The following is a 20,715-nucleotide window of genomic DNA, read 5'->3' as shown; positions in this document are numbered from 1 at the left end:
TGTGCGGCCCGATCAGGCCTGCGCGTCCAGGTCCTGCTCGTAGGCCTCCAGCGCCTTCGGCTTGCCGAACAGATAGCCCTGGTACAGGTGGCAGCCGTGGCGCGCGAGGAACTCGCGCTGCGCCTGCGTCTCCACGCCTTCGGCGACGATCTGCAGCTCGAGGTTGAGCGCCATGCCGATGATGGTCTGGATCACCAGCTCCACCTTCGGGTTCAGGCCGATGCCGTGCACGAAGTACTTGTCGACCTTGATCTGGTTGAGCGGCAACTGGATCATGTACGACAGCGACGAGAAGCCGGTGCCGAAGTCGTCCATCGAGAACTGGATGCCCATGCCGGCCAGGGTTTTCATCTTGGCGATGGTGTCGGCGACCTTGAACTGCAGCAGGCTCTCGGTCAGCTCGAGCTTGAGCTGGCGCGGATCGGCGCCGGTGCGCTCGAGCACGCGGGCGACCTGCTTGACGAAGTCGTCGGTGCGGAACTGCCGCGCGCTCACGTTGACCGACAGCTGCAGGTGCGCGCGGCGCGGGTCCTCGCTCCAGGCCGCGAGCTGGCGGCAGGCGGTCTCGAGCACCCAGAGGCCGAGCGGGATGATGAGCCCGGTGTCCTCGGCCGCGGCGATGAACTCGCCGGGCGCCAGCAGGCCGCGCGTCGGATGCTGCCAGCGCACCAGCACCTCGGCCGCGACCACGCGGTCCTCGCTCGTGACCTGGCTCTGGTAGTGCAGCACGAACTGCCGCTGCTCGACGGCCGCGTGCAGTTCGTTCTCGAGCGCCGCGCGCGCGGTGATGCTGGTCTGCATGCTGGTCTCGAAGAAGCGCAGCGCGTTGCCGCCCGCGGTCTTGGCGTAGTACATCGCGATGTCGGCCTGCTTGATGACCTCGTCGAGCGAGGCATCGGCGGTGTCGAACAGCGCCACGCCGATGCTGCAGGTGCTGTGGTGCTGCTGGCCGCCGAGCTGGTAGGGCCGGTTGAGCTGCTCGAGGATGGCCGCGCCCATGGCCTCGGTCTCGGAGGTCGCGATCAGCCGCCGCTCGTGCAGCTCGGCCAGCATCACGACGAACTCGTCGCCGCCCAGCCGCGCCACCGTGTCGCCGCGGCGCAGGCAGGCGGTCAGGCGCTGCGCCACCTGCTTGAGCATCACGTCGCCGGTGTCGTGGCCGTGGGCGTCGTTCACGGTCTTGAAGTTGTCGAGGTCGAGGAACAGCAGCGCGCTCCAGCGCGAGCGCCCCGGCACGGCATCGATGGCGTGCTTGATGCGGTCCACCAGCAGCCGGCGGTTGGGCAGGCCAGTGAGCGTGTCGTAGAAGGCGAGCTGCTCGACCTCGTCGGCCGCCTGCTTGCTCTCGGTGATGTTGCGCAGGATCACGATGAAGCGCGGATCGGCCTGCGCGCCGCTGGCCTTGCGCGAGACCGAGATCTCGAACCAGGCCTTGCTGCGCGCGTAGCGGCGCTCGAACTGGCGCCCGCTCGAACGCCCGGTCTGGTTGGCTTCCTTGAGTGCCGCCATGACCTCCGCGCTCGCCTGCGGCGGCAGCAGCTCCTGCAGCCGGCGACCGGCCGGCTGGTCGACCTGGATGCCCGGCAGCGGCACGCGCGGCGCGTGGTGGCCGTGGCAGATGCCGTCGAGGCCGACCTCGAGCAGCAGGTCGGGCAGCGCCTCGAGCGTGGCCTGCAGCTGGGCCTTGCTCTCGACGATGGCGGCCATGTGGCGCCGCTTCTCGGTGATGTCCTGGTAGACGCAGACGGTGCCGCCGTCGGGCGTGCGGCTGCGCGTGGCATGCAGCACGCGGCCGTCCTCGAGCACGGCCTCCTGCTCGGAGTGGTCCTGCGCGAGCTGCGGCATGTTCAGCGCCATCCAGCCGGGCGGGCCGCCCTCGTGCACCACGTGGCGCGCGGTCTCGGCCACCAGTTCGCGAAACGGCAGCTGCGGCGCGAGCAGCGGCCGCACCCACGGGAACATCGCGACGAAGCTGCGGTTCCAGGCCAGCACGCGGTCGTCGGCATCGAGCAGCACGAAGCCGCCGATCATCGATTCGAGCGCCTGGTCGAGCGTGGCCTTGGAGCGCACCAGTTCCTGCCGCGACTGCCACTGGCGCCGCAGCTGCAGGTGGGTGAAGGCCGCGATCGCGAGGATCAGCGCGCCGATGACGGCGCCGGTCCACGCGATGCGGTCGCGCTCCTCGCGCCAGTCGCGCAGCGCCGCGGCCAGCGGGATGCTCGCGACGATCAGCAGGTTGCGGTGCAGCGTCGGGCGCGCCACCAGGATCGCGGGCACGCCGCTCAGGCGCGCGGCCATGCGCACGGGCTTGCCGTCGCTGGTCTGTTCGCTGAGCGCGGGTTCGAGCTGCCGGCCCAGCAGGTCGTCGCGCGCCGGCACGCTCACCAGCAACGGACCGGCATCGCGCTCGAGCGTGATCTCCAGGCCCGGGATCGCCGCGCCCTGCGTCGTCACCATGGCCAGCAGCGAGATCTGCACCTCGGCCACGGCCAGCACGCGGCTGCCGTCGGCCAGCGGCACGGCGCGCGCGAAGAACACCACCTTCTGCAGCGTGGCCGGGCTGGCGATCGGCGCGCTCACGGCCATGGTCGACAGCGGCTGCGCCAGCACCGAGCGCGCGAAGCCCTCGGGCAGCGCCATCGGCAGCCGCGCGCCGCGGCGGTCGGAGGAAGCGAGCGGCGTGCCGTCCGCGTCGACGAAGGCGACGAAGCGCACCAGCAGGTTCTGCCGCACCAGGTTGACGATCAGCCGCTGCACCTCGGGCCGGCCGGCCTCCTCGGCGAGGCGTTCGCGCGGCACGGCGCGCAGTTGCTCGCCGGCGCCGGCCAGCAGCATGTCGATGCTCAGCAGCGCGCGGTTGAGCGCCGCCTCGGAGCCGCCGACGAAGCGCATGGCCTGGGTCTCGGCGTTCTCGATCGCCCGGCCGCGCGCCTCCCAGGTGATGCTGGCGGCCACGGTCGCCAGCGTGCCGAGGAACAGCAGCGCCACGCCATAGACCACGGCGGCGACGCGACGGGAGAAGCGCTGCGTCATCGCACGAGCGGGGCGCGGATGCCGACCACGGGACCGACGGTGTCGTTCCAGACCTGCGCGCAGACCGGGCCGCAGCGCTGCAGCCAGGCCGGCAGCACGCGGGTGGCGAAGATCTCGCGCCGCCGCGCCTCGTCCTGCGGCGTGGGCGCGACCGCGGTCATGCGGCCCCGGACGGGCTTGGTGCAGGCGTCGGCGCCGGTGTTGCAGGCGATGCCCTCGGTGGTCTCGCGTTCGGACTCGGCCCACACCGCGGCCTCGAGCTTCGGCAGCTCCTGGCGCAGCACCGCCTGCAGGTCGGGCGGCAGCGCCTCGAGGTTCTCGCGGTTGGCCGCGAACACCGCGAGGCCCCAGCTCAGCGGCATGGTGTAGAGCGCGCTCGTGAGTGCATGCAGGCCCAGCGTGTGGCCCGACATGGTGCCGGTGATCGCGCAGTCGGTGTTGCCCGAGCGCATGTTCGGCAGGATGGCCGCGAACTCGGTGTAGACCGGCGTGGCGCCGAGCGCGCGGATGAAGTCGGCCTGCGTGGCGCTCGACACGCGCACGCGCCGCTTCGCGAGATCGGCCAGTCGCGCGACCGGCCGGTTGCAGAAAACGGCCTGCGCCGGGTAGATGTAGATCGCGAGCAGCTCGGCGCCGTAGCGCTCGCGCAGCGCGCCCGCGAGGTAGGGGCGAAAGGCCGCGACCACCCGGCGCAGGGTCGCGATGTCGGGGTTGAGCCCGGCCATGTCGGGCGTGCCGAGCTCGGGGAACTGCATCGCCATCTGGCTCATGAGCGCGGTGCCGAAGGGCACCACGCCGAGCTGGATCAGGCTCAGCATCTCCTGGCCCGGCACGCCCGCGCGGTCGAAGGGCACGATGCTGGCGCTGTAGCGCCCGCCGGTGCGTTCGGCGAGCTCCCGGGCCCAGAAGTTCTCCTCGTGCCGCGTGTACTGCGTGATGCCACCGAGCCCGCCGACGATGCGCAGGCGCTGCAGCGGGGCGTCCGGCGCCGGCGTGGTCTGGGCCTGGCAGGCGAACGCGGCGAGCAGCAGCAGGGCGGCGAGCAGGCGGGGCATGGCGTGGCTCCTTCTTCGCGTGGGCGGGCGCATCAGGCGATGCCCGTTCCGCCGGCCAGCGGCCCGGCCTGGGTGGGGCGCGCCGGGCCCGCGTGCGTGTCGCCGAAGAAGGCGAAGCCCGGTCCCTGGCGCTGCTGCTTGACGCGGTACATCGCCTGATCGGCGCAACGCAGCAACTGTGCCAGCGTGCGGCCGTCCTCGGGATTGCAGGCGATGCCCAGGCTCATGCCGACCGACACTTCGGCGCCATCGGCCTCGATGGGCTGCAGGCCGGCGTCGACGATGCGGCGCGCCATCTGCGCGAGCGCCTCGCGCGAGGGCCGGCCCGGCACCAGGATCGCGAACTCGTCGCCGCCCAGGCGCGCCACCGTGTCGCTCGCGCGCAGTTGCGAGCGCAGCCGCGCCACCGTCTGCACCAGCACCGCGTCGCCGACCGCGTGGCCATGGCCGTCGTTGACCTCCTTGAAGCCGTCGAGGTCGAGCAGCATCAGCGCGAAGGGCTGGCCGTTGCGCAGCCATTCCTCGCCGCGGCTCTCCAGGCCGGCGCGGCTGGCGGCGCCGGTCAGCGCGTCGGTGCCCAGCGCTTCCACCAGCTGCTGCGTGCGCGCCGTCAGCGCCTGCTCGGAGCGCAGCACCAGCCGCAGCCGCGAGGCCATCGCCACCGCGAACACCACCAGCTCGGCCACCAGCGCCGCCTGCGAGACGTTCATCTGGCCGGGTGCCCATTCGATCCAGCCCCAGCTCGCGAACACGATCGCGCCGATGCCCGCCAGCAGCAGCCCGACCCCGATGCAATAGAGCACGGCCGGCCAGTAGCGCCGGCGGATCGCGAACATCGCGCCGATCACCATCACCGCCGTCGAGGCCACCACCGACATCTGCACCAGCCGGAAGGTGATCAGCGGATGCGCGCCCCAGTGCGCGTAGGGAATGGCCAGCAGCAGCGCGACCGAGAAGGCCTGCACCAGCCGGTCGAGCAGCGGCGCGAAGTGCGACAGCCGCAGCAGCCGCCGGCCGAACTGCAGCTTGCACAGCGCCCACAGCGCGGGCCCGGCCGTGTAGGCGAAGCCGGCGCCGGCCGGCCAGTGGGCGAAGGGATAGCGCAGTGCATGGCCGTTGATGCTCGCGAGCGCCAGCAGGCCGCAGAGGCAGGCCAGCATGTAGTAGGCATAGAGCGCCTCGCCGAACACCACGAACAGCACCAGGCCATAGACCGTGAGCCCGAGCAGCAGGCCGTAGCTGACACCGTCGAACATGCGCTTGTCCTGCGTCGACTGCAGGTAGTCGGCCGGGTCCCAGAGCGTCACGTCGTAGATGCGCGCGAAGGTCGACTCGACGCGAAAGTACACCGTGTAGACGCCCGGCCCCGGCAGCTCGAAGCGCCAGGCCATCTGCTCGGAGGCGGCCGGCCGCGTGGCCCAGGGGTGGCGCATGCCGGTGACCACCGGCTCGGCCAGGGCGTGGCCGGTGGTGTCGAAGGGGCCGTAGAAGCGGATGTCGCGCGTCGACACCGTGGGCACCAGCATCAGCCATTCGCGCGCCGCATCGGCCGGGTCCTGCAGCTGCATCTGCAGCTTGAACCACAGCACCCGGTCGGATTCCTGGCCGCGCAGCGGCTGGTCGGGCAGGGTGAAGCGCGCCTCGTGGGCCGGGGTGCGGACCTCGTCGATGTGCAGGGCACGGGTCGTGTCCTCGAAGAACTGGAGCTGCAGCACCGCGGGCAGGCCGGCGGCCTGGCGCGAGAGCGTGAGCACCGGTTGCTGGCTGCCGGGCGGCGGTGCGCCGAGGGCCGGGGTCAGCGCGGCGAGCAGCAGCCACAGCGCCAGCAGCCAGTGCCGGCAGGGCCTGCGGTGCGCGGCGCGTGGGCGTGCCGGTCCGTCCTCATCCTCGAAGGCGCGAGACCGGACGAACGCGGATACCAGGGACATGGGGCGAACGGAGACGCGCCGCTGCCAGGCGGCATGAATGAAGAAGTTTGCAATTGTGTCCTACGGACTTCGGTGGGTGGGGCGGGACGTGGCCTGGTTGCCACGGGTGGCCGACGAACGGCTTGGGAGTCTTCCCGAGGGAGGCCGGATCGAAGGCGTTCCCGCCATTTCGTGCGGTGATTGAATGACCCATTCGCCGCAAATTCTGCGGTGAATAATTTGCTACTGCGGCGAATCCGGCGTCTAATCTCCGCATGAATAGCGGAGAAAACATCTACATCTGGCAGGCCGACGACTGGCCCCGGTGGCGCTATGACCTGCCCGCCCTGGCCCAGCCCCTGGCCGATGTCAGCCGCGCCCAGGGCACCTTGCTCGGTCGCCTGGCCGACGTGGGGCTCGCGCTGCGCGACCAGGCCAGCCTGGCGGCGCTGACCGACGACGTGGTCAAGACCAGCGAGATCGAGGGCGAGGTGTTGGACGTGGCCTCGGTCCGGTCGTCGATCGCGCGCCGGCTCGGGCTCGACATCGGCGCGCTGGCGCCCGTGGACCGGCATGTGGAAGGTGTGGTCGAGATGGTGCTCGACGCCACCTCGCGCAGTGGCCAACCCCTGAGCGCCAACCGCCTGTTCGGCTGGCACGCGGCACTGTTCCCGACCGGCTATTCGGGCCTGTCGAAGATCGCCGTGGGCTGTTGGCGCGATGACGCGACCGGTCCGATGCAGGTCGTCTCCGGCCCGGTGAATCGCCGCAAGGTCCACTTCGAGGCGCCGCCCGCGGACATGCTGCCCGCGCAGGTGGAAGCGTTCCTGGCCTGGGCCAACCGGGAGACGGACGAACCCGCCCTCCTCAAGGCGGGCCTGGCGCACCTGTGGTTCGTCACCCTGCATCCCTTCGACGACGGCAACGGCCGCATCGCGCGCGCCGTCGGCGACCTGTTCCTCGCCCGTGCCGATGGCGCGGGGCAGCGCTTCTACAGCCTGTCGGCGCAGATCCAGCGCGAGCGCAAGGCCTACTACGACATCCTCGAGCGCACCCAGAAGGGCTCGCTCGATGTCACCGCATGGCTGGCCTGGTTCCTCGGCACCCTGGGCCGGGCCACCGCCAGCGCGCAGCTCACGCTCGACGGCGTGCTGGCCAAGGCGCGCTTCTGGCAGCGCTGGGCCGGTACACCGGTGAACGAACGTCAGGCGAAGCTGCTCAACCGCCTGCTCGACGGCTTCGAAGGCAAGCTCACCAGCAGCAAGTGGGCCGCCATCGCCAAGTGCTCGCCGGACACGGCGCTGCGCGACATCACGCAGTTGCTGGCGTTGGGGGTTCTGAAGAAGTCGGTGGGAGGTGGGCGCAGTACCGGTTATGAGCTGATGGAGCTCTGAAGCCTTTGCATCGGCTGCGTCGATCGATCGCAGGCCGCCGGCAAAGGCGAGCGCGGCCAGAGGCAAACGCTAGCTGGACAGCATTTCCAGCGCAGTTGGACCCTTTCAACCGAAATGGACCTCTCGGTGGCAGTTCGGACAAAGCGCCAACGCGTTGGCCGGATGGTCGACGCCGCCATCGGCCAGCCGGACCTTGTGATGGACCTCGAGATACGGCGCCTTGTCGGCGGCTCTGAGAAACGGAGCGCTGGCCCTGCACCTTTCGCAGCTTCCCTTCGCTCGGAGAAGGACGGCGGCGACCACGGCCGGACTGCGCTTGAAGACCTTGGTCCGCGCATAGAAGTAAGGGGGCGGCTCGCTCGAGACCTCCACCAGTTCTTGCTGCAGTTGCTCGGGTGCCGCCATCAACTCGCGGGCCCGTGCCTGCAGCAGTGCCTCCTGGGTGGCCGCCTGGTCGATGCTCGACACGTCGGGTTTGCAGCGGCTGCACAAGGTCGAGAAGTTTCGGGCTCCATGGAGGGCCATCCAGGGCAGCAGCGCATCGGGGAGGTCGGCGCAGACCTTGATGTAGTCGCCGCCCGTGAATGCGTCCGCTCTCACATGCGGCTGATACCGCGTCACAGTGCTGCACTTCGCCGTGTGCAGCTGCATGTAGGAAGCCTTGGGATTGCGCCGCGCATTCAGCACGAAGCCATCGGGGTGCTCTGCGAGCCAGGCGCGATAGTCGGCCTCGCGTTGGATGAATTCTTCGAAGTCGCTCGACACGCTGTGTCCTCCTTCGACCGATTGTTGCTCGCCATGCAGCCAGTGCGCACGCGCGCCACGGATCTGGCTCGAGTGTTTTCCCTTGGCTGGAAAGCCGGGCTCAAGAGTGCGGCATCCACGCGACATGCCGCGCGATAGGCAAGCCAAGCCCGCACCCACCGGCTATCCTCCGCCGCGCGATAGAACAACACTGGAGGAGATGACATGACGATGACCGGTATTCGGAGGTGGGGACTCGCGAGCGTGGTGGTGCTGAGCGGCTGGCTGGCCGGCTGCGCATCGATCACCCATGGCACGGAGCAGAACGTGAAGCTGGAAACCCGCACGGAGGCGGGCGAGGTCGTGACCCAGGCGGACTGCCAGATGTCCAACGACAAGGGCACGGCCAGTGCGCCATCGGGCGTCGACACCAAGGTCCGCCGCTCGGGCGGGAACCTGATGGTGCGCTGCACGCACCCGAACCATCCGGCGGCCGTGGGGCAAGCCATCTCGCGTGCCAACGTGGGCATGGTGGGCAACATCATGATCGGCGGCCTGATCGGCGTGGCGGTGGACGCGGGCACCGGCGGCGGCTTCAGCTATCCGAGCTGGATGCAGCTGGTGTTCGGCCAGGAACGGCTGTTCGACCGCATCGAGAACCGCGGCGACGGTCCGACCCCCGGCACCTTCGTGCGGGCGGCGCAGGATCCGCCGACCGGGCTGCCCGCTGCCGCAGCGCCGCCATTGCAGGCGGCACCGCTCGCGACAGCGGCGCCGGCGACGAGTCCGCCGCGCGTCGCGGCGGCACCCGTGCGGCCGGCGCCGAGCCGGCCCGCGCCACCGCCCGCGGCGGTCGAGCCCGCCTCGCCGCTCAACATCGCGAGCGCGGAAGACTTCGCGCGGCAGCGCAGCTGCCATGCGGCGCCGCAGGCCAGCTTCGTGGGGCGCGGCGCCAACGACGAGACCTTCACCATCGCCTGCGACAGCGGCTATGCGTTGCTCGTCAGGTGCGTTGCCGGCGGCTGCCAGGAAATCCGCTAGCGCGGGTCGGCGAGCGCGTTCCGGCTTTACGCCGAGCGCGCCGAAGCCGGCACCCGCGCGCCCCCATCGGCCACCAGCGCCGCACCCGTCACGAACGACGCCTCGTCGCTCGCGAGGAACAGGCACGCGGCCGCCATCTCCTCGGCCGAGGCCATGCGCCCGAGCGCGATGCGCGCCACGGTCTGTGCATGCGCGGCTTCCTCGGAGATGCCGCGCTCGGCAGCCAGGTCGCGCATCTCCTGCCGGCTCATCGGCGTGTCGACCCAGCCGGGGCACAGCGCATTGACGCGCACGCCGCGCGGCCCATAAGCCTGCGCGGCCGAGCGCGTGAGCGCGACCACGCCGGCCTTGCTGGCGGCGTAGCTCGCCATACCGGCACCGGCATTGAAGGCCGCCACCGAGGCGATGTTGACGATCGCGCCGCCGCCTTGCGCCACCATGCCCGGCAGCACCGCGCGCTGGCAGCGCATGGTGCCGCCGAGGTTGACCTCGTGCAGCCGCCGCCAGTCCGCGTCGTCGATGTCGGCCGCGTCGTCGTTGCGCACGATGCCGGCGCAGTTCACGAGCACGTCGATGCGGCCGAAGGCCGAGATCACCGTGGTCACGGTCGCGCGCACGGCGTCGTCGTCGGTCACGTCGCAGTCGAGCGCGGGGCCGTCGCCCACCGGCTGCGGCCGCGGCCAGCCGGCGACCGCGACGCGCGCGCCCTCGCTCGCGAAGCGCGCGGCCACGGCGGCGCCGATGCCGCTCGCGGCGCCGACGACGAGGCAGGCCTTGCCTTGCAGCCTGCCGCTGCTCATGCCTGCTCCGCGAAGAAGGGACTCTCTGGCAGGGTCGATCCGCCGTCGACCACGATAGTCTGCCCGGTGATGTAGCGCGCGGCGGGGCTCGCCAGGAAGCGCATCGCCAGGGCGATGTCCTCGGGCCGGCCCAGCTCGCCGATCGGGATGTGGCGCGCGATGCGCGCGGCCTTCGCGGGATCGGACAGCAGCGAGCCGCCCTGCTTGGCGATGTAGCCGGGCTCGACGCCGTTGACGGTGATGCCCTCGCGCGCGTACTCGAGCGCGGCACTGCGGATGAAGCCGTTGACGCCGGCCTTGCTGGCCGCGTAGTGGGCGCTGCCGGGCATGGCGACGCGCGGGCCGGTCACGGAGGAGGTGACGAGCAGCCGTCCGCCGCCGCGCGCGCGCAGGTGCGGCACGGCGGCCTGCGCGAGCCAGAAGCAGGCCTTGAGGTTCACGGCCAGCGTGCGCTCGAGCTGTTCGTCGCTCATCGCGTCGATGGCGGCCCAGGGATTGACGGCGGCGTTGTGGACCACGATGTCGAGCGCGCCGAAGACGCGCACCGCCTCGGCCACCGCGCGCTCGGCCTCGTCGCGCCGGCCGATGTCGCAGGCCAGTGCCTGCACGGCGAAGCCGTGCGCGCGCAGCGCGGCCGCCACGGCCTCGCCGGCGCTGCCGGTGCGGTTGGCGATGAGCACCGAGGCGCCGGCCTCGGCGAAGGCTTGCGCGATCGCGGCGCCGATGCCGCGTCCGCCGCCGGTGACCAGCGCGACCTTGCCCTGCAGACCGAAGGGATCGTTGCCGCTCATGCACTGCACTCCCGCGCGAAATCGGCGAAGGCCGCATCGTGCTCGTCCACTTCGCGCGCGGTGGTGCCGGGGCAGCACAGCATCATGTTGTGGAAGGGCGTGATCAGCACGCCGCGGTTCATCATGTAGAGGTGCAGCAGCGCCTCGAGCTCGCCGTCGCGCGTGCGCCGCACGTCGGCGGCGTTGCGCGGCGCATCGGGGCTAAACAGGGTCTCGACGCGCGCGCCGACCTGGGTCGCGTGCCAGGGCAGGCCGGCCCTGGCGATGCTCGCGTTCACGCCATCGGCCAGCCGCTCGGCGAGCGCGAGCATGCGATCGAAGGCCTCGGGCGTCAGCACCTGCGACAGCACCGCGCGCATCACGGCCACGGTGAGCGCATTGCCGGCGAGCGTGCCGCCGAAGCCGGCATGCGCCGACTGCCGCTTGGTGGGATGCAGCTTGGGCAGCACCTGCCACACGCGCTCAGCGGTCTCGGCACTGAGGCCGAAGGCCGCGGCGGGAATGCCACCGGCGATGGCCTTGCCGATCACGAACATGTCGGGCGCGAGGCCGTGCGCGCGCGTGTAGCCGCCGGGGCCGCTCGAAATGGTGTGGGTCTCGTCGATGACCAGCAGGGTGCCGGTCTCGCGCGTGAGGCGGCGCAGCGCATCGTGGAAGCCGGGCGCGGGCGCGATCATGCCGTAGTTGGTCATGGCCGGCTCGGCCAGCACGCAGGCCACGTCGCCCGCGCGCAGCGCGCGTTCGAGCGCGGGCAGGTCGTTGAACTCGACCACGGCCGACAGGCGGTCGTGCGGGAAGCCGTTGGGGTGGATGTCGTTGCGCATCGCGACCGCGCCGTCGCGCAGCTCGACGTGCGCCTCTTCCACCGAGCCGTGGTAGCAGCCCGAGAACACCAGCACGCGCGGCCGGCCCGTGACCATGCGCGCGAGCCGGATGCAGGCGCGGTTGGCGTCCGAGGCCGAGGTCGTGAGGTTCCAGTAGGGCAGGCCGAAGCGGCGCGCGAGTTCCTCGCCGACCCAGGCCGCGTCGTCGGTGGGCAGCATCAGCGAGCTGCCGATGCGCGCCTGCCGCGCCAGCGCCTCGACCACCGCGGGGTGGCCATGGCCGCACATGCCGCCGGTGTCGCCGAGGCAGAAGTCGGCATAGCCGTGGCCGTCGACGTCGACGAAGCGCGCGCCGTAGGGCAGCTTCGCGTCCTGCACGTAGAGCGGCCAGCCGCCGATCCAGCGACGCATCCAGTGCGAGGGCGCGCCGTAGAGCCAGGCCTGCTGGCCTTGCGCGAAGAGTTCGCCGGATCGCGCATGGGTGCGCGCGTAGCGCTCCTGCTCGGCGCGCATCAGGGCCTGCACGCGTTCGCGCGGCACGGTGGGTTCGAAGGTCGGGGTCATGGTCGTTGCGAAGAGGAAGAGGGAATGCCGAGCAGCGCGAGAGCCTGCGCGTAGCTCGCGGCGGGCTGCATCACGTCGAAGTGCACGCAGCGCAGGCCCACGCGCTCGGCGCCGGCGATGTTGCGCAGCTGGTCGTCGACGAACACGCAGGCCTCGGCCGGCAGGCCGAGTTCATCGAGGCACTGTCGATAGGCGCGCGCATCGGGCTTGAGGATGCCGGTGTGGGTGGCGTCGACCACCACGTCGAAGGCCGCCATGAAGGGCAGGCGGCGGCGGAAGTCGGCGCCGTAGAACAGGTCGAGCTCGTTCGAGAGGATCGCGAGTCGGCAGCCCGAGTGGCGCGCGGCCTCGATGGCGGCCAGCGCCTCGGGGCGGATCGCGGCCTCGGGATCGGCGCCGCGCGCGCGTTGCACGAAGGTCTCCATCGCGTCCCAGCGCTCGCCCACCAGCGCGCCGACCTCGCGCGTGCGCGCCATCCAGTAGTCGCGCTCCGAGAGCTTGTCGGCCTGCATGTCGCGCCACAGCGGATCGCTCGCGAGGTCGAAGGGGCCGCGCCAGGTCAGCGTGCCGCGCGGCAGCGCGAGCGCTTCCTCGGTCAGTGCGTGGGTCTCGAACAGCGTGCGGCTGATGACGCCGCCGAAGTCGAGCACCAGTGCTTGCGTTGAGCTCATGCCGGCCTCCCCGCGGGCACGGTGCCGTCGGCGACCCAGGCATCGAACACCTGCAGCGCGGCCTCGCAGAAGGCGGCGTCGTTGATGTGCGCGTTGAGCTCGATCATGCGCGTGGCGCCGACGCTGTCGCGCAGCGCGGCGGTGAAGGCGGCCAGGCCCTCGGGATCGTGCAGCGGTTCGCCGGGCCGGTCCCAACCCTCGATGCCCTGCAGCGGCAGCAGCACGCAGGTGGCGCCTTCCGCGCGCGCCAGGCGGCTCGCGATCTCGGTCGCCACGCCGCGCCGGAAAGCGGGTGCGCTGAGCGCCGAGGCCAGCAGCCGGTTGTGCGTGTGGGCCGGCCGGCCTTCGAGGCCTTGGGGCGTGGGTTGCCAGGCCGGGAAGTCGAGCATGTCGATGGCGCCCGGCGCCACGATCTGCGGCGTGCCCGCGCGGCCGGCGCCGAGCAGCCGGTCGGGCCCCGCGGTCACGCAGGAGCCGCCGAGCTGGTTCGCCAGTTCCTGCAGGCTGAAGTCCATCACGGCGCAGAAGCGGCCCTCGGCGGCCAGCGCCTCGAAGGCGCGACCGCCCATGCCGGTGGTGTGGAACACCGCGACCTCGTAGCCGCGCGCCTCGAGCGCGGGCTTGAGCGTCTTCATGTAGGTCAGCGCGCTCGAGCCCAGCGAGGTCATGCCGACCAGCGGCCGCTCGAAGGCCGGCGCACGCGCCTGGCGGCAGGCGCCGAGCACCGCGCCCGCGGCCTGGCTCAGCGCCGAGCGGCACAGGCTGTTGAGGCCGTAGAGGCCGCCGGCCCACAGCACCATGATCAGGTCGGGCGGGATGCGTTCGGGCGGCAGCAGGTGCGAGTAGGCGATGGTCGAGACCACCACCTTCGGCACGCCCAGCGGCAGCGCCTGCGCCACCTCGAGCGCGAGGTCGGTGCCCATGGTGCCGCCGAGCGCCAGCAGGCCGTCGATGCGGCCCTCGGCATGCCAGCGCGCGGCCAGCTTCGCGGCGCCGCGCGCCATCAGGGTCATGGCGCTGTTCTCGTCGCCGCTGGCCGCCACCTCGGCCACGCTGCGGCCGGCGGCCGCGGCCACTTCGGCATTCGTGATCTCGGGCACGAAGGGCGCGCCGTCGAGCACGCCAACGTCCATCACCGCCACGTGGCCGCCGCCGGCCTCGATGCACTCGCGCATGAACAGCAGCTCGGCGCTCTTGGTGTCGGCGGTGCCGATCAGCAGGACGGTCGGCACCTTGCTCACAGCGTGGCTTCCACGTCGGCGAAGGCGCCCTCGAGCGCATCGACCATGTAGTCGACCTCCTCGCGCGTGATCACCAGCGGCGGCGACAGGATCAGGTTCGGGCCCGAGATGCGCACCATCAGCCCGCGCCGATAGGCCGCCTGCGCCACCTTCGCGGCGATCGGGTTGCCGCGCGGCAGCGTGGTGCGCGTGGCCTTGTCGGCCACCATCTCGATGCCCAGCATCAGGCCCATGCCGCGCACGTCGCCGACGAAGCTGAACCGGTCGACGAAGGGCCGCACGCGCGCCTGGAAATGCGCGCCCACGCGCGCCGCGTTGCCGGGCACGTCGAGCGCCTCGATCTGGTCGAGCGTGGCGAGCGCCGCGGCCGCGGCCACCGGATGCGCGCTGTAGGTGTAGCCATGGCCCACCGCGGCCTGGCCCGTGGGGTCGTTGAGGAAGACCTCGGCCACCTTGGCGCCGATGGCGGTGGCGCCCAGCGGCACGTAGCCCGAGGAGATGCCCTTGGCCAGGCACCAGAGGTCGGCCTTGACGTTCCACAGCCGCGTGCCGAACAGCGCGCCGCCGCGGCCGAAGCCGGTGACGACCTCGTCGGCGATCAGCAGCACGCCGTACTTGTCGCAGATCTCGCGCACGCGCGGCCAGTAGTTGGGCGGCGGCACGATCACGCCGCCGGCGCCCTGGATCGGCTCGGCGATGAAAGCGGCCACGGTGTCGGGCCCCTGGAACTGGATCTCGCGCTCGAGCAGGGTGGCGCAGATCTCGCCGAGTTCCTCGGGGTCCTGCGTGTAGGGATTGCGGTAGAGCCATGGCGTGTCGACATGGAAGCAGCCGGGCAGCAGGGGCTCGTAGGCGCGGCGGAAGTTGAGGTTGCCGTTCACGCTCATGCCGCCGAAGTGCACGCCGTGGTAGCCCTGGCGCAGCGCGATGAACTTGTAGCGGTCGGCCTGGCCCTGCAGCTTCCAGTACTGGCGCGCGAGCTTGAGCGCGCCCTCCACCGCGTCGGAGCCGCCGTTGCTGAAGAACACGGCGGCCACGCCGTCGGGTTCCATCGTCTGCACGATGCGCTTCGACAGCTCGATCGCGCGCGGATGCGTGGTGCCGCGGAACACGTTGTAGAACGGCAGCTCGTCGAGCTGCGCCACGATCGCGTCGCGCACCGCCCGGTTGCTGTGGCCCAGGTTCGCGGCCCACAGGCCGCCGACGCCGTCGAGCATCTTGTGGCCGTCCACGTCCCAGATCCAGCAGCCCTGGCCGCGCGCGACGATGTCGGGCTTGCTCTTCTGCATGGCCTGCGGATGGGCCATGGGGTGCCACAGGTAGCGGGCGTTGTCTTCCTTGAGTGCGTCGATGTCTGTTGTCGTCATGCGGGGACTCCCACGGTGATGGTCTTGAGTTCGGTGTAGTGCAGCAGGCCCTCGGCGCCCATCTCCTGGCCGATGCCGCTCTGCTTCCAGCCGCCGAAGGGCATCTCGGGCTGCGAGACGCCGAAATGGTTGATGCCGACCATGCCGGCCTCGAGCGCTTCGCCCAGGCGGTGCGCGGTCTGCAGGTCGCGCGTGAAGGCATAGGCGCCGAGGCCGTAGGGCAGGGCGTTGGCGGCGGCGATGGCTTCGTCGAGCGTGTCGTAGGGCTGCAGCACCGCAATCGGGCCGAAGGGCTCCTGGCGCATCACGCGGCTGTCGTCGGGCGCATCGGCGATCACCGTGGGCTCGAAGAAGTAGCCGGGCCGCGCGATGCGCCGGCCGCCACACAGCAGCCGCGCGCCGCGGTCGACGGCGTCGTCGACGAAGCGCTGCATGTCCTCGATGCGGCGCGCATGCGCGAGCGGGCCCATCTGTGTCGCGGAATCGCTGCCGGCACCGATGCGCAGCGCGCGCGCGGCCTGCACGAAGGCCTCGGCCCATTCATCGAAGCGCGCGCGCGGCAGGTAGAAGCGGATCGGCGAGGCGCAGACCTGGCCCGCGTTGCGGAACTTGGCGGCGATCGAGTTCCTGAGCGCGAACGCGAAGTCGGCGTCCTCGCAGACGATCACCGGTGCGTGGCCGCCGAGCTCGCCCGTGAAACGCTTGACGTGGCGCGCCGCCTGTTCGCCGAGCAGCTGGCCCACCGCGACCGAGCCGGTGAACGAGACCTTGGCGATCGCGGGATGGTCGATGAGGAACGAGGACACCTCGGCCGGATCGCCGCACACCATGTTGAGCGCATCGGGCGGCACGCCCGCGTCGAGGAAGGCGCGCACCAGCAGCATGCAGGTGCCCGGCGTCTCCTCGGCCGGCTTGATGACCACGCTGCAGCCCGCGGCCAGTGCGCTCGCGAGCTTGCGCGTCGGCAGGTTGGCCGGGAAGTTCCACGGCGTGAAGGCCGCCACGGGGCCGACCGGCTGGCGCGTGACCGCCTGCGAGAGGATGCCCTCGACGCGCGGCGGCACCAGCCGGCCGTACAGGCGCTTGGCCTCCTCGGCCTGGAAGTCGACGATGTCGGCCGACAGCGTGACCTCGCGCAGCGCCTCGGCCAGCGGCTTGCCCTGTTCGAGCGTGAGCACCTGCGCGATGGCCTTCGCCCGGTCGCGGATCGTCTGCGCGGCGGTGCGCAGGATGTTGCAGCGCTCGAGCGCGCTCTTCGCGCGCCAGAGCGCGAAGCCGCGGCGCGCGGACTCGGCGGCCTGCGCGAGTTCGTCGCGGCTGGCGAGCGGCAGTTGCGCGAGGGTGGCTTCGGTGGCGGGATCGACGACGGCGCGTTGGCCGCCTGCGGTCTGCGTGCGCCATCGGCCGGCGATGTGCAGGGCGAGTTCGGGATAGTCCATGCCGCGACGATAGGGATCGCACCCCCTGCCGCGTTATCGAAAACTGGCAAACCTCGTGCGTCCATCGTCGCTGTGTGGGCACGATGCATGAACGCGTTCCTATACTGTCCGCGCCCTTCACCTCCTCGCTCGCACCGTGCCCCGTTCACGCACCTCCTCGCCGCCGCGCTCGATCGCCGATGCCTTCGACCTCGAGACCTTCCTGCCGTTCCAGCTCTCGGTGGTCGCCAATCGCGTGAGCCAATCGGTGGGCCAGGCGATCGCCGGCCGCTTCGCGCTGCAGATCCCCGAGTGGCGCATCGTGGTGGTGCTCGGCAAGTACGGCGCGCTGTCGGCGCTCGAGATCGCGCGCAAGACCAGCATGGACAAGGCGCGCGTGAGCCGCGCGCAGCACCGGCTGGTCGACCTCGGCCTGGCCAACATGCACCCTTCCGCCGAGGACCGGCGCAAGGTCATCGTCTCGCTCGAGGAAGAAGGCCTCGCGCTCTACCGCGACATGGTGCCGCTCGCGCACGACACCGCGCAGCGGCTGTTCGCGCATCTCTCGGCCGACGAGCGGCGCGTGCTGCAGACCCTGGTGCAGAAGCTGTTCGACAGCACCTCGGGCTTCGAGCCCAGCGGCGAGCTCGAGTAGGCAGGCTACGGGCCCTGGAGGTAGTGGGCCTTCTGCGCGGGGTAGTAGTCGCCGAAGGAGGGCAGCGCGCGGCCCTCGCGCGCGGCGACCAGCATGTCGAGGTAGTACTCCCAGCCCGGTCCCACCTCCGCCGCGAGCGCCGGATCGTCCAGGCGCTGCACGAAGCGCAGCGTGGTGATGTCGTCCTGCTGCGCCAGCGTCAGCTCGAGGCGCCACTCGCCGAACTCGTCCACGGTCGCGACCGCGAGGCGATGCGGCGCCTCGCAGGCATCGATCCTCAGGTCGGTCCAGGGCTGGTCCTTTTCGTGCACCAGCTGGAGCCGCACCGTCATGCCCTGGCCGGCCTCGCCTTCCCAGGGCCCGAACCAGAGCGCGGTCTTCTCGGGTCTCGTGACGCTGGCCCAGACGTCGTCGATGGGCGCGCGAAACCTGCGCTCGATGATCAGGTCGTTTCCTTGAAGCCGGCCGGTGGCTTGGGGGCTCATGCAGTCTCCTGGCGTTCGTGGATCGCCACGCATTCTCTTCGGGGCGCGTGGATCCGATGGAATTCAGGCCCGGGCGCCGAGGGTTTCTCCCGGTGCTTTGAGATCGTTGTCAACGAAACAATCTGGTCTGGAGATTGCTTCGGTCCAGGGGATCCCCCGTCCCCGTGGATATCCGCCATGAACTGCCAGACCGCCTCCACCCCCCGCCTTCCCATCGAGCGCTGGACCCTCACCACGCACGACATCGACGCCTATGCCAGCAGCCAGAGCGGCTGGCACCTGGAGTGCGACATGCTCTCGGGCGGCAGCTTCGCGGGCTTTCTCGACCATGTGCAGCTGCCGGGCCTGCGGCTGGTGCGCGAGACCACCAACCGCGCGCTGCGCCAGCACGGCGAGATGAATCCCGAGTGCTGCGGCTTCGCGCTGACCTGCCGGCAGGAGGGCGAGGCGCGCTTCTCGGGCCAGCGGCTCGACACCGGATCGGTGATGGTCGGGCGCTGCGACGAGCTCGACCTGTGCAGCCCGCCGGGCTTCGAGCTGATGGGCATCGTGGTCGACAACGCGCTGCTGCAGTCGCTGGCCGAGCGCCTCGACGAGCGCGGCCCGCCGGCCTGGCTGGCACGGCGCGTGGTGCTGCACTTCGACGACGCGACCATGCGCGCGCTGCGCGGCACGCTGCTCGGCGCCTTCGCCGCGCTCGATGCGATGCCCGCGCTGCTCGCCGACCCGACCGCCACCACGCAGCTGCGCGACGACGTGCTGCTGGCCTGGCTCGAGGCGCTGCCCGAGGACGTGGACCTGCGCGAGCTGCGCTCCACCGAGGCGCAGCGCCGCGTGGTGCGCCGCGCCTGCGAGCTGATGATGGCGCGGCCCGACGAGCCGCTGTCGATGCTCGAGGTCTGCGGCCGCATCGGCGCGAGCCAGCGCAAGCTCAACTACTGCTTCCAGGAAACGCTGGGCCTGAGCCCGGCGCGCTACCTCCGGGCGCTGCGCCTCAACGGCGTGCGGCGCGAGCTCAAGCGCCTGGGCGCCGGCTCGGTGCAGGACATCGCGGCCCACTGGGGCTTCTGGCACCTAAGCCAGTTCGCGACCGACTACCGGCGCCAGTTCGGCGAGCTGCCCTCGCAGACGCTGCGCGGCGCCGCGTTGATGCACCACTGAAGGGCCGGCCGGGCGACCCCAGGGGAAACCCCGGGGGCCGCGGCAGGCCAGGTTTGCCAATTCTTGATACCCGCTTCGCGGCGCGATCGCTATCGTCGATCGCCATATGTCGTCCTTTCCGTCCACCTTGCCGAGCGCCCGCGCGCTCGCCGCGGCGCTGAAGCGCCGCGAGTTCTCGTGCCGCGAACTGATGCAGGCCTGCCTGGCGCGCATCGACAGCCTCAACCCGAAGGTCAACGCGCTGGTGTCGCTGCAGCCGCCCGAACGGATGCTGCGCGAGGCCGATGCCTGCGACGCGCGGCTGGCACGCGGCGAGCCGGTGGGCCGGCTGCACGGTTTTCCGATGGCGCCCAAGGATTTCGTCGCCACCGCGGGCATCCCCACCACCATGGGCAGCCCGCTGTTCGCCAACCAGCTCACGCCGCACGACGCGATCATGGTCGAGCGGCTGCGCCGCGCCGGCGCGATCTTCGTCGGCCGCAGCAACACGCCCGAGTTCGGCCTGGGCTCGCACACCTACAACACGGTGTTCGGCACCACGCGCAACGCCTGGAACCTCGAGCGCGCGGCCGGCGGCAGCAGCGGCGGCGCCGCGGTGGCGCTGGCGCTGCAGATGCTGCCGGTGGCCGACGGCAGCGACATGATGGGTTCGCTGCGCAACCCGGCGGCCTGGAACCATGTGTATGGCCTGCGGCCCTCGCTGGGCCGCGTGCCGACCGGGCCCGGCCCCGAGTTGTTCTTCCAGCAACTGGGTTGCGAAGGGCCGATGGGCCGCACGCCCGAGGACGTGGCCTGGCTGCTGTCGGTGCAGGCCGGCCACGATCCGCGCTCGCCGCTGAGCCTGGCCGGCGACGGCGAGGCCTTCGCGCAGCCGCTCGATGCCGAGCTGCGCGGCACGCGCGTGGCCTGGCTCGGCGACCTCGGCGGCCACCTGGCCATGGACCCCGGCGTGATGGCGCTGTGCGAGGCCGCGCTGCGCCACTTCGACACCCTGGGCTGCACGGTCGAGCCGGCCGTGCCCGATTTCGACTTCGACGCGCTGTGGACCGCCTGGCTGCGCCTGCGCGGCTTCATCGTGGCCGGCGCGCTGCAGGGCCTGCATGCCGATCCGGCGCTGCGCGAGCGGCTCAAGCCCGAGGCCTGCTGGGAGATCGAGCAGGGCCAGCGCCTGGCCGTGCCCGCGCTGCACGAGGCCGCCGTCACGCGCACCCGCTGGCATGCCACGCTGCTGATGCTGTTCGAGCGCTTCGACGTGCTGGTGCTGCCGGCCGCGCAGGCCTTCCCGCTGCCGGCCGAGCTGCATTGGCCGCGCGAGGTCGGCGGCCGCGCGATGGACACCTATCACCGCTGGATGGAAGTGACCATCGGCCCCTCGCTCGCGGGCCTGCCCGCGATGGCGGTGCCGGCCGGCTTCTCGCCCGACGGCGCGACGCGCGGCCTGCCGATGGGCCTGCAGCTGATCGGCCGGCCCGGTGCCGACCTCGAGGTGCTGCGGCTTGCGCACGGCTGGCACCAGGCCGTGCCCTTCGCCGATGCGCACTCGCCGCTGCTGGTCGCGGCCTGA

Annotated in this window: 17 protein-coding genes; 5 read left to right on the top strand and 12 right to left on the bottom strand. The window is 71.5% G+C overall.

Annotation, left to right across the window (positions count from 1 at the left end):
- Nucleotides 1-12: 12 nt before the first annotated feature.
- The 3 genes from AC07PU_RS19545 to AC07PU_RS19535 are packed head-to-tail and all read right to left on the bottom strand — an operon-like array spanning nucleotide 13 to nucleotide 6,016.
- The gene (locus AC07PU_RS19545) at nucleotides 13-3,033 is read right to left on the bottom strand and encodes a bifunctional diguanylate cyclase/phosphodiesterase (RefSeq protein WP_208508539.1); all 3,021 of its coding nucleotides are present in this window, start codon (nucleotides 3,031-3,033) and stop codon (nucleotides 13-15) included.
- On the bottom strand, nucleotides 3,030-4,088 hold the full coding sequence (locus tag AC07PU_RS19540; protein ID WP_495319658.1) for a TRAP transporter substrate-binding protein: 1,059 nt from the start codon (nucleotides 4,086-4,088) through the stop codon (nucleotides 3,030-3,032). Before AC07PU_RS19540 ends, AC07PU_RS19545 begins: the two co-directional genes overlap by 4 nt.
- A gap of 32 nt (nucleotides 4,089-4,120) precedes the next feature.
- Nucleotides 4,121-6,016, bottom strand: a complete 1,896-nt coding sequence (locus tag AC07PU_RS19535; RefSeq protein WP_495319656.1) for a diguanylate cyclase domain-containing protein — start codon at nucleotides 6,014-6,016, stop codon at nucleotides 4,121-4,123.
- Nucleotides 6,017-6,270: 254 nt separating this feature from the next.
- Here AC07PU_RS19535 and AC07PU_RS19530 point away from each other — a divergent pair, with 254 nt between their 5' ends.
- Nucleotides 6,271-7,389: a Fic family protein gene (locus AC07PU_RS19530; RefSeq protein WP_495319654.1), complete on the top strand. Its 1,119-nt coding sequence runs from the start codon at nucleotides 6,271-6,273 to the stop codon at nucleotides 7,387-7,389.
- A 105-nt stretch (nucleotides 7,390-7,494) separates the two neighbouring features.
- Here AC07PU_RS19530 and AC07PU_RS19525 read toward each other — a convergent pair whose 3' ends face one another.
- Nucleotides 7,495-8,154, bottom strand: coding sequence for an HNH endonuclease (locus tag AC07PU_RS19525; RefSeq protein ID WP_495319652.1), 660 nt, complete (start codon nucleotides 8,152-8,154; stop codon nucleotides 7,495-7,497).
- 204 nt (nucleotides 8,155-8,358) lie between these two features.
- Between AC07PU_RS19525 and AC07PU_RS19520 the strand changes: the two genes are divergently transcribed.
- On the top strand, nucleotides 8,359-9,174 hold the full coding sequence (locus AC07PU_RS19520) for a hypothetical protein (protein WP_495319650.1): 816 nt from the start codon (nucleotides 8,359-8,361) through the stop codon (nucleotides 9,172-9,174).
- 26 nt (nucleotides 9,175-9,200) lie between these two features.
- On the opposite strand, the gene AC07PU_RS19515 is transcribed toward AC07PU_RS19520, so the two are convergent.
- The 7 genes from AC07PU_RS19515 to AC07PU_RS19485 are packed head-to-tail and all read right to left on the bottom strand — an operon-like array spanning nucleotide 9,201 to nucleotide 16,871.
- A complete protein-coding gene (locus AC07PU_RS19515) occupies nucleotides 9,201-9,974 on the bottom strand; it encodes an SDR family NAD(P)-dependent oxidoreductase (RefSeq protein ID WP_093345468.1) in 774 nt (257 codons plus the stop codon).
- Nucleotides 9,971-10,765 carry an SDR family oxidoreductase gene (locus AC07PU_RS19510; RefSeq protein ID WP_495319648.1) on the bottom strand — a complete coding sequence of 265 codons (795 nt, stop codon included), beginning with the start codon at nucleotides 10,763-10,765 and terminating at the stop codon, nucleotides 9,971-9,973. The genes AC07PU_RS19515 and AC07PU_RS19510 overlap by 4 nt, the downstream gene beginning before the upstream one ends.
- Nucleotides 10,762-12,153 carry a transaminase gene (locus AC07PU_RS19505; protein ID WP_495319646.1) on the bottom strand — a complete coding sequence of 464 codons (1,392 nt, stop codon included), beginning with the start codon at nucleotides 12,151-12,153 and terminating at the stop codon, nucleotides 10,762-10,764. The genes AC07PU_RS19510 and AC07PU_RS19505 overlap by 4 nt, the downstream gene beginning before the upstream one ends.
- Entirely contained in the window at nucleotides 12,150-12,824 is a 675-nt protein-coding gene (locus tag AC07PU_RS19500) for an HAD-IA family hydrolase (RefSeq protein WP_495319644.1), read from the bottom strand. The genes AC07PU_RS19505 and AC07PU_RS19500 overlap by 4 nt, the downstream gene beginning before the upstream one ends.
- Nucleotides 12,821-14,065, bottom strand: a complete 1,245-nt coding sequence (locus tag AC07PU_RS19495; RefSeq protein ID WP_495319642.1) for a Tm-1-like ATP-binding domain-containing protein — start codon at nucleotides 14,063-14,065, stop codon at nucleotides 12,821-12,823. Before AC07PU_RS19495 ends, AC07PU_RS19500 begins: the two co-directional genes overlap by 4 nt.
- Nucleotides 14,062-15,432 (bottom strand): aminotransferase class III-fold pyridoxal phosphate-dependent enzyme, encoded by a 1,371-nt coding sequence (locus AC07PU_RS19490; RefSeq protein ID WP_208511774.1) that lies wholly within the window; start codon nucleotides 15,430-15,432, stop codon nucleotides 14,062-14,064. Before AC07PU_RS19490 ends, AC07PU_RS19495 begins: the two co-directional genes overlap by 4 nt.
- Nucleotides 15,429-16,871 carry an NAD-dependent succinate-semialdehyde dehydrogenase gene (locus AC07PU_RS19485; RefSeq protein ID WP_495319639.1) on the bottom strand — a complete coding sequence of 481 codons (1,443 nt, stop codon included), beginning with the start codon at nucleotides 16,869-16,871 and terminating at the stop codon, nucleotides 15,429-15,431. Before AC07PU_RS19485 ends, AC07PU_RS19490 begins: the two co-directional genes overlap by 4 nt.
- 136 nt (nucleotides 16,872-17,007) lie before the next feature.
- Here AC07PU_RS19485 and AC07PU_RS19480 point away from each other — a divergent pair, with 136 nt between their 5' ends.
- The gene (locus AC07PU_RS19480; protein ID WP_495319637.1) at nucleotides 17,008-17,505 is read left to right on the top strand and encodes a MarR family winged helix-turn-helix transcriptional regulator; all 498 of its coding nucleotides are present in this window, start codon (nucleotides 17,008-17,010) and stop codon (nucleotides 17,503-17,505) included.
- A gap of 5 nt (nucleotides 17,506-17,510) precedes the next feature.
- Here AC07PU_RS19480 and AC07PU_RS19475 read toward each other — a convergent pair whose 3' ends face one another.
- Nucleotides 17,511-17,990 carry an SRPBCC family protein gene (locus AC07PU_RS19475; protein ID WP_495319635.1) on the bottom strand — a complete coding sequence of 160 codons (480 nt, stop codon included), beginning with the start codon at nucleotides 17,988-17,990 and terminating at the stop codon, nucleotides 17,511-17,513.
- Between the two features lie 177 nt (nucleotides 17,991-18,167).
- Between AC07PU_RS19475 and AC07PU_RS19470 the strand changes: the two genes are divergently transcribed.
- Together AC07PU_RS19470 and AC07PU_RS19465 are read left to right on the top strand one after the other, a co-directional pair.
- The gene (locus AC07PU_RS19470) at nucleotides 18,168-19,151 is read left to right on the top strand and encodes a helix-turn-helix domain-containing protein (RefSeq protein WP_495319633.1); all 984 of its coding nucleotides are present in this window, start codon (nucleotides 18,168-18,170) and stop codon (nucleotides 19,149-19,151) included.
- A 127-nt stretch (nucleotides 19,152-19,278) separates the two neighbouring features.
- Nucleotides 19,279-20,715 (top strand): amidase, encoded by a 1,437-nt coding sequence (locus AC07PU_RS19465; RefSeq protein WP_495319631.1) that lies wholly within the window; start codon nucleotides 19,279-19,281, stop codon nucleotides 20,713-20,715.

This window comes from Variovorax sp. GW821-FHT10D07 (genome assembly GCF_059415325.1).
The sequence above is the reverse complement of the archived record's forward strand: the minus strand, read 5'-3'. Positions and strand labels throughout refer to the sequence as shown.

What these genes read in the sequence shown, in the direction of transcription:
- AC07PU_RS19470 (WP_495319633.1), top strand. Translation starts at nt 18,168, where the DNA reads ATGAACTGCCAGACCGCCTCCACCCCCCGCCTTCCCATCGAGCGCTGG.
- AC07PU_RS19535 (WP_495319656.1), bottom strand. Translation starts at nt 6,016, where the DNA reads ATGTCCCTGGTATCCGCGTTCGTCCGGTCTCGCGCCTTCGAGGATGAG.
- AC07PU_RS19505 (WP_495319646.1), bottom strand. Translation starts at nt 12,153, where the DNA reads ATGACCCCGACCTTCGAACCCACCGTGCCGCGCGAACGCGTGCAGGCC.
- AC07PU_RS19490 (WP_208511774.1), bottom strand. Translation starts at nt 15,432, where the DNA reads ATGACGACAACAGACATCGACGCACTCAAGGAAGACAACGCCCGCTAC.
- AC07PU_RS19520 (WP_495319650.1), top strand. Translation starts at nt 8,359, where the DNA reads ATGACGATGACCGGTATTCGGAGGTGGGGACTCGCGAGCGTGGTGGTG.
- AC07PU_RS19540 (WP_495319658.1), bottom strand. Translation starts at nt 4,088, where the DNA reads ATGCCCCGCCTGCTCGCCGCCCTGCTGCTGCTCGCCGCGTTCGCCTGC.
- AC07PU_RS19545 (WP_208508539.1), bottom strand. Translation starts at nt 3,033, where the DNA reads ATGACGCAGCGCTTCTCCCGTCGCGTCGCCGCCGTGGTCTATGGCGTG.
- AC07PU_RS19515 (WP_093345468.1), bottom strand. Translation starts at nt 9,974, where the DNA reads ATGAGCAGCGGCAGGCTGCAAGGCAAGGCCTGCCTCGTCGTCGGCGCC.
- AC07PU_RS19475 (WP_495319635.1), bottom strand. Translation starts at nt 17,990, where the DNA reads ATGAGCCCCCAAGCCACCGGCCGGCTTCAAGGAAACGACCTGATCATC.
- AC07PU_RS19530 (WP_495319654.1), top strand. Translation starts at nt 6,271, where the DNA reads ATGAATAGCGGAGAAAACATCTACATCTGGCAGGCCGACGACTGGCCC.
- AC07PU_RS19485 (WP_495319639.1), bottom strand. Translation starts at nt 16,871, where the DNA reads ATGGACTATCCCGAACTCGCCCTGCACATCGCCGGCCGATGGCGCACG.
- AC07PU_RS19500 (WP_495319644.1), bottom strand. Translation starts at nt 12,824, where the DNA reads ATGAGCTCAACGCAAGCACTGGTGCTCGACTTCGGCGGCGTCATCAGC.
- AC07PU_RS19510 (WP_495319648.1), bottom strand. Translation starts at nt 10,765, where the DNA reads ATGAGCGGCAACGATCCCTTCGGTCTGCAGGGCAAGGTCGCGCTGGTC.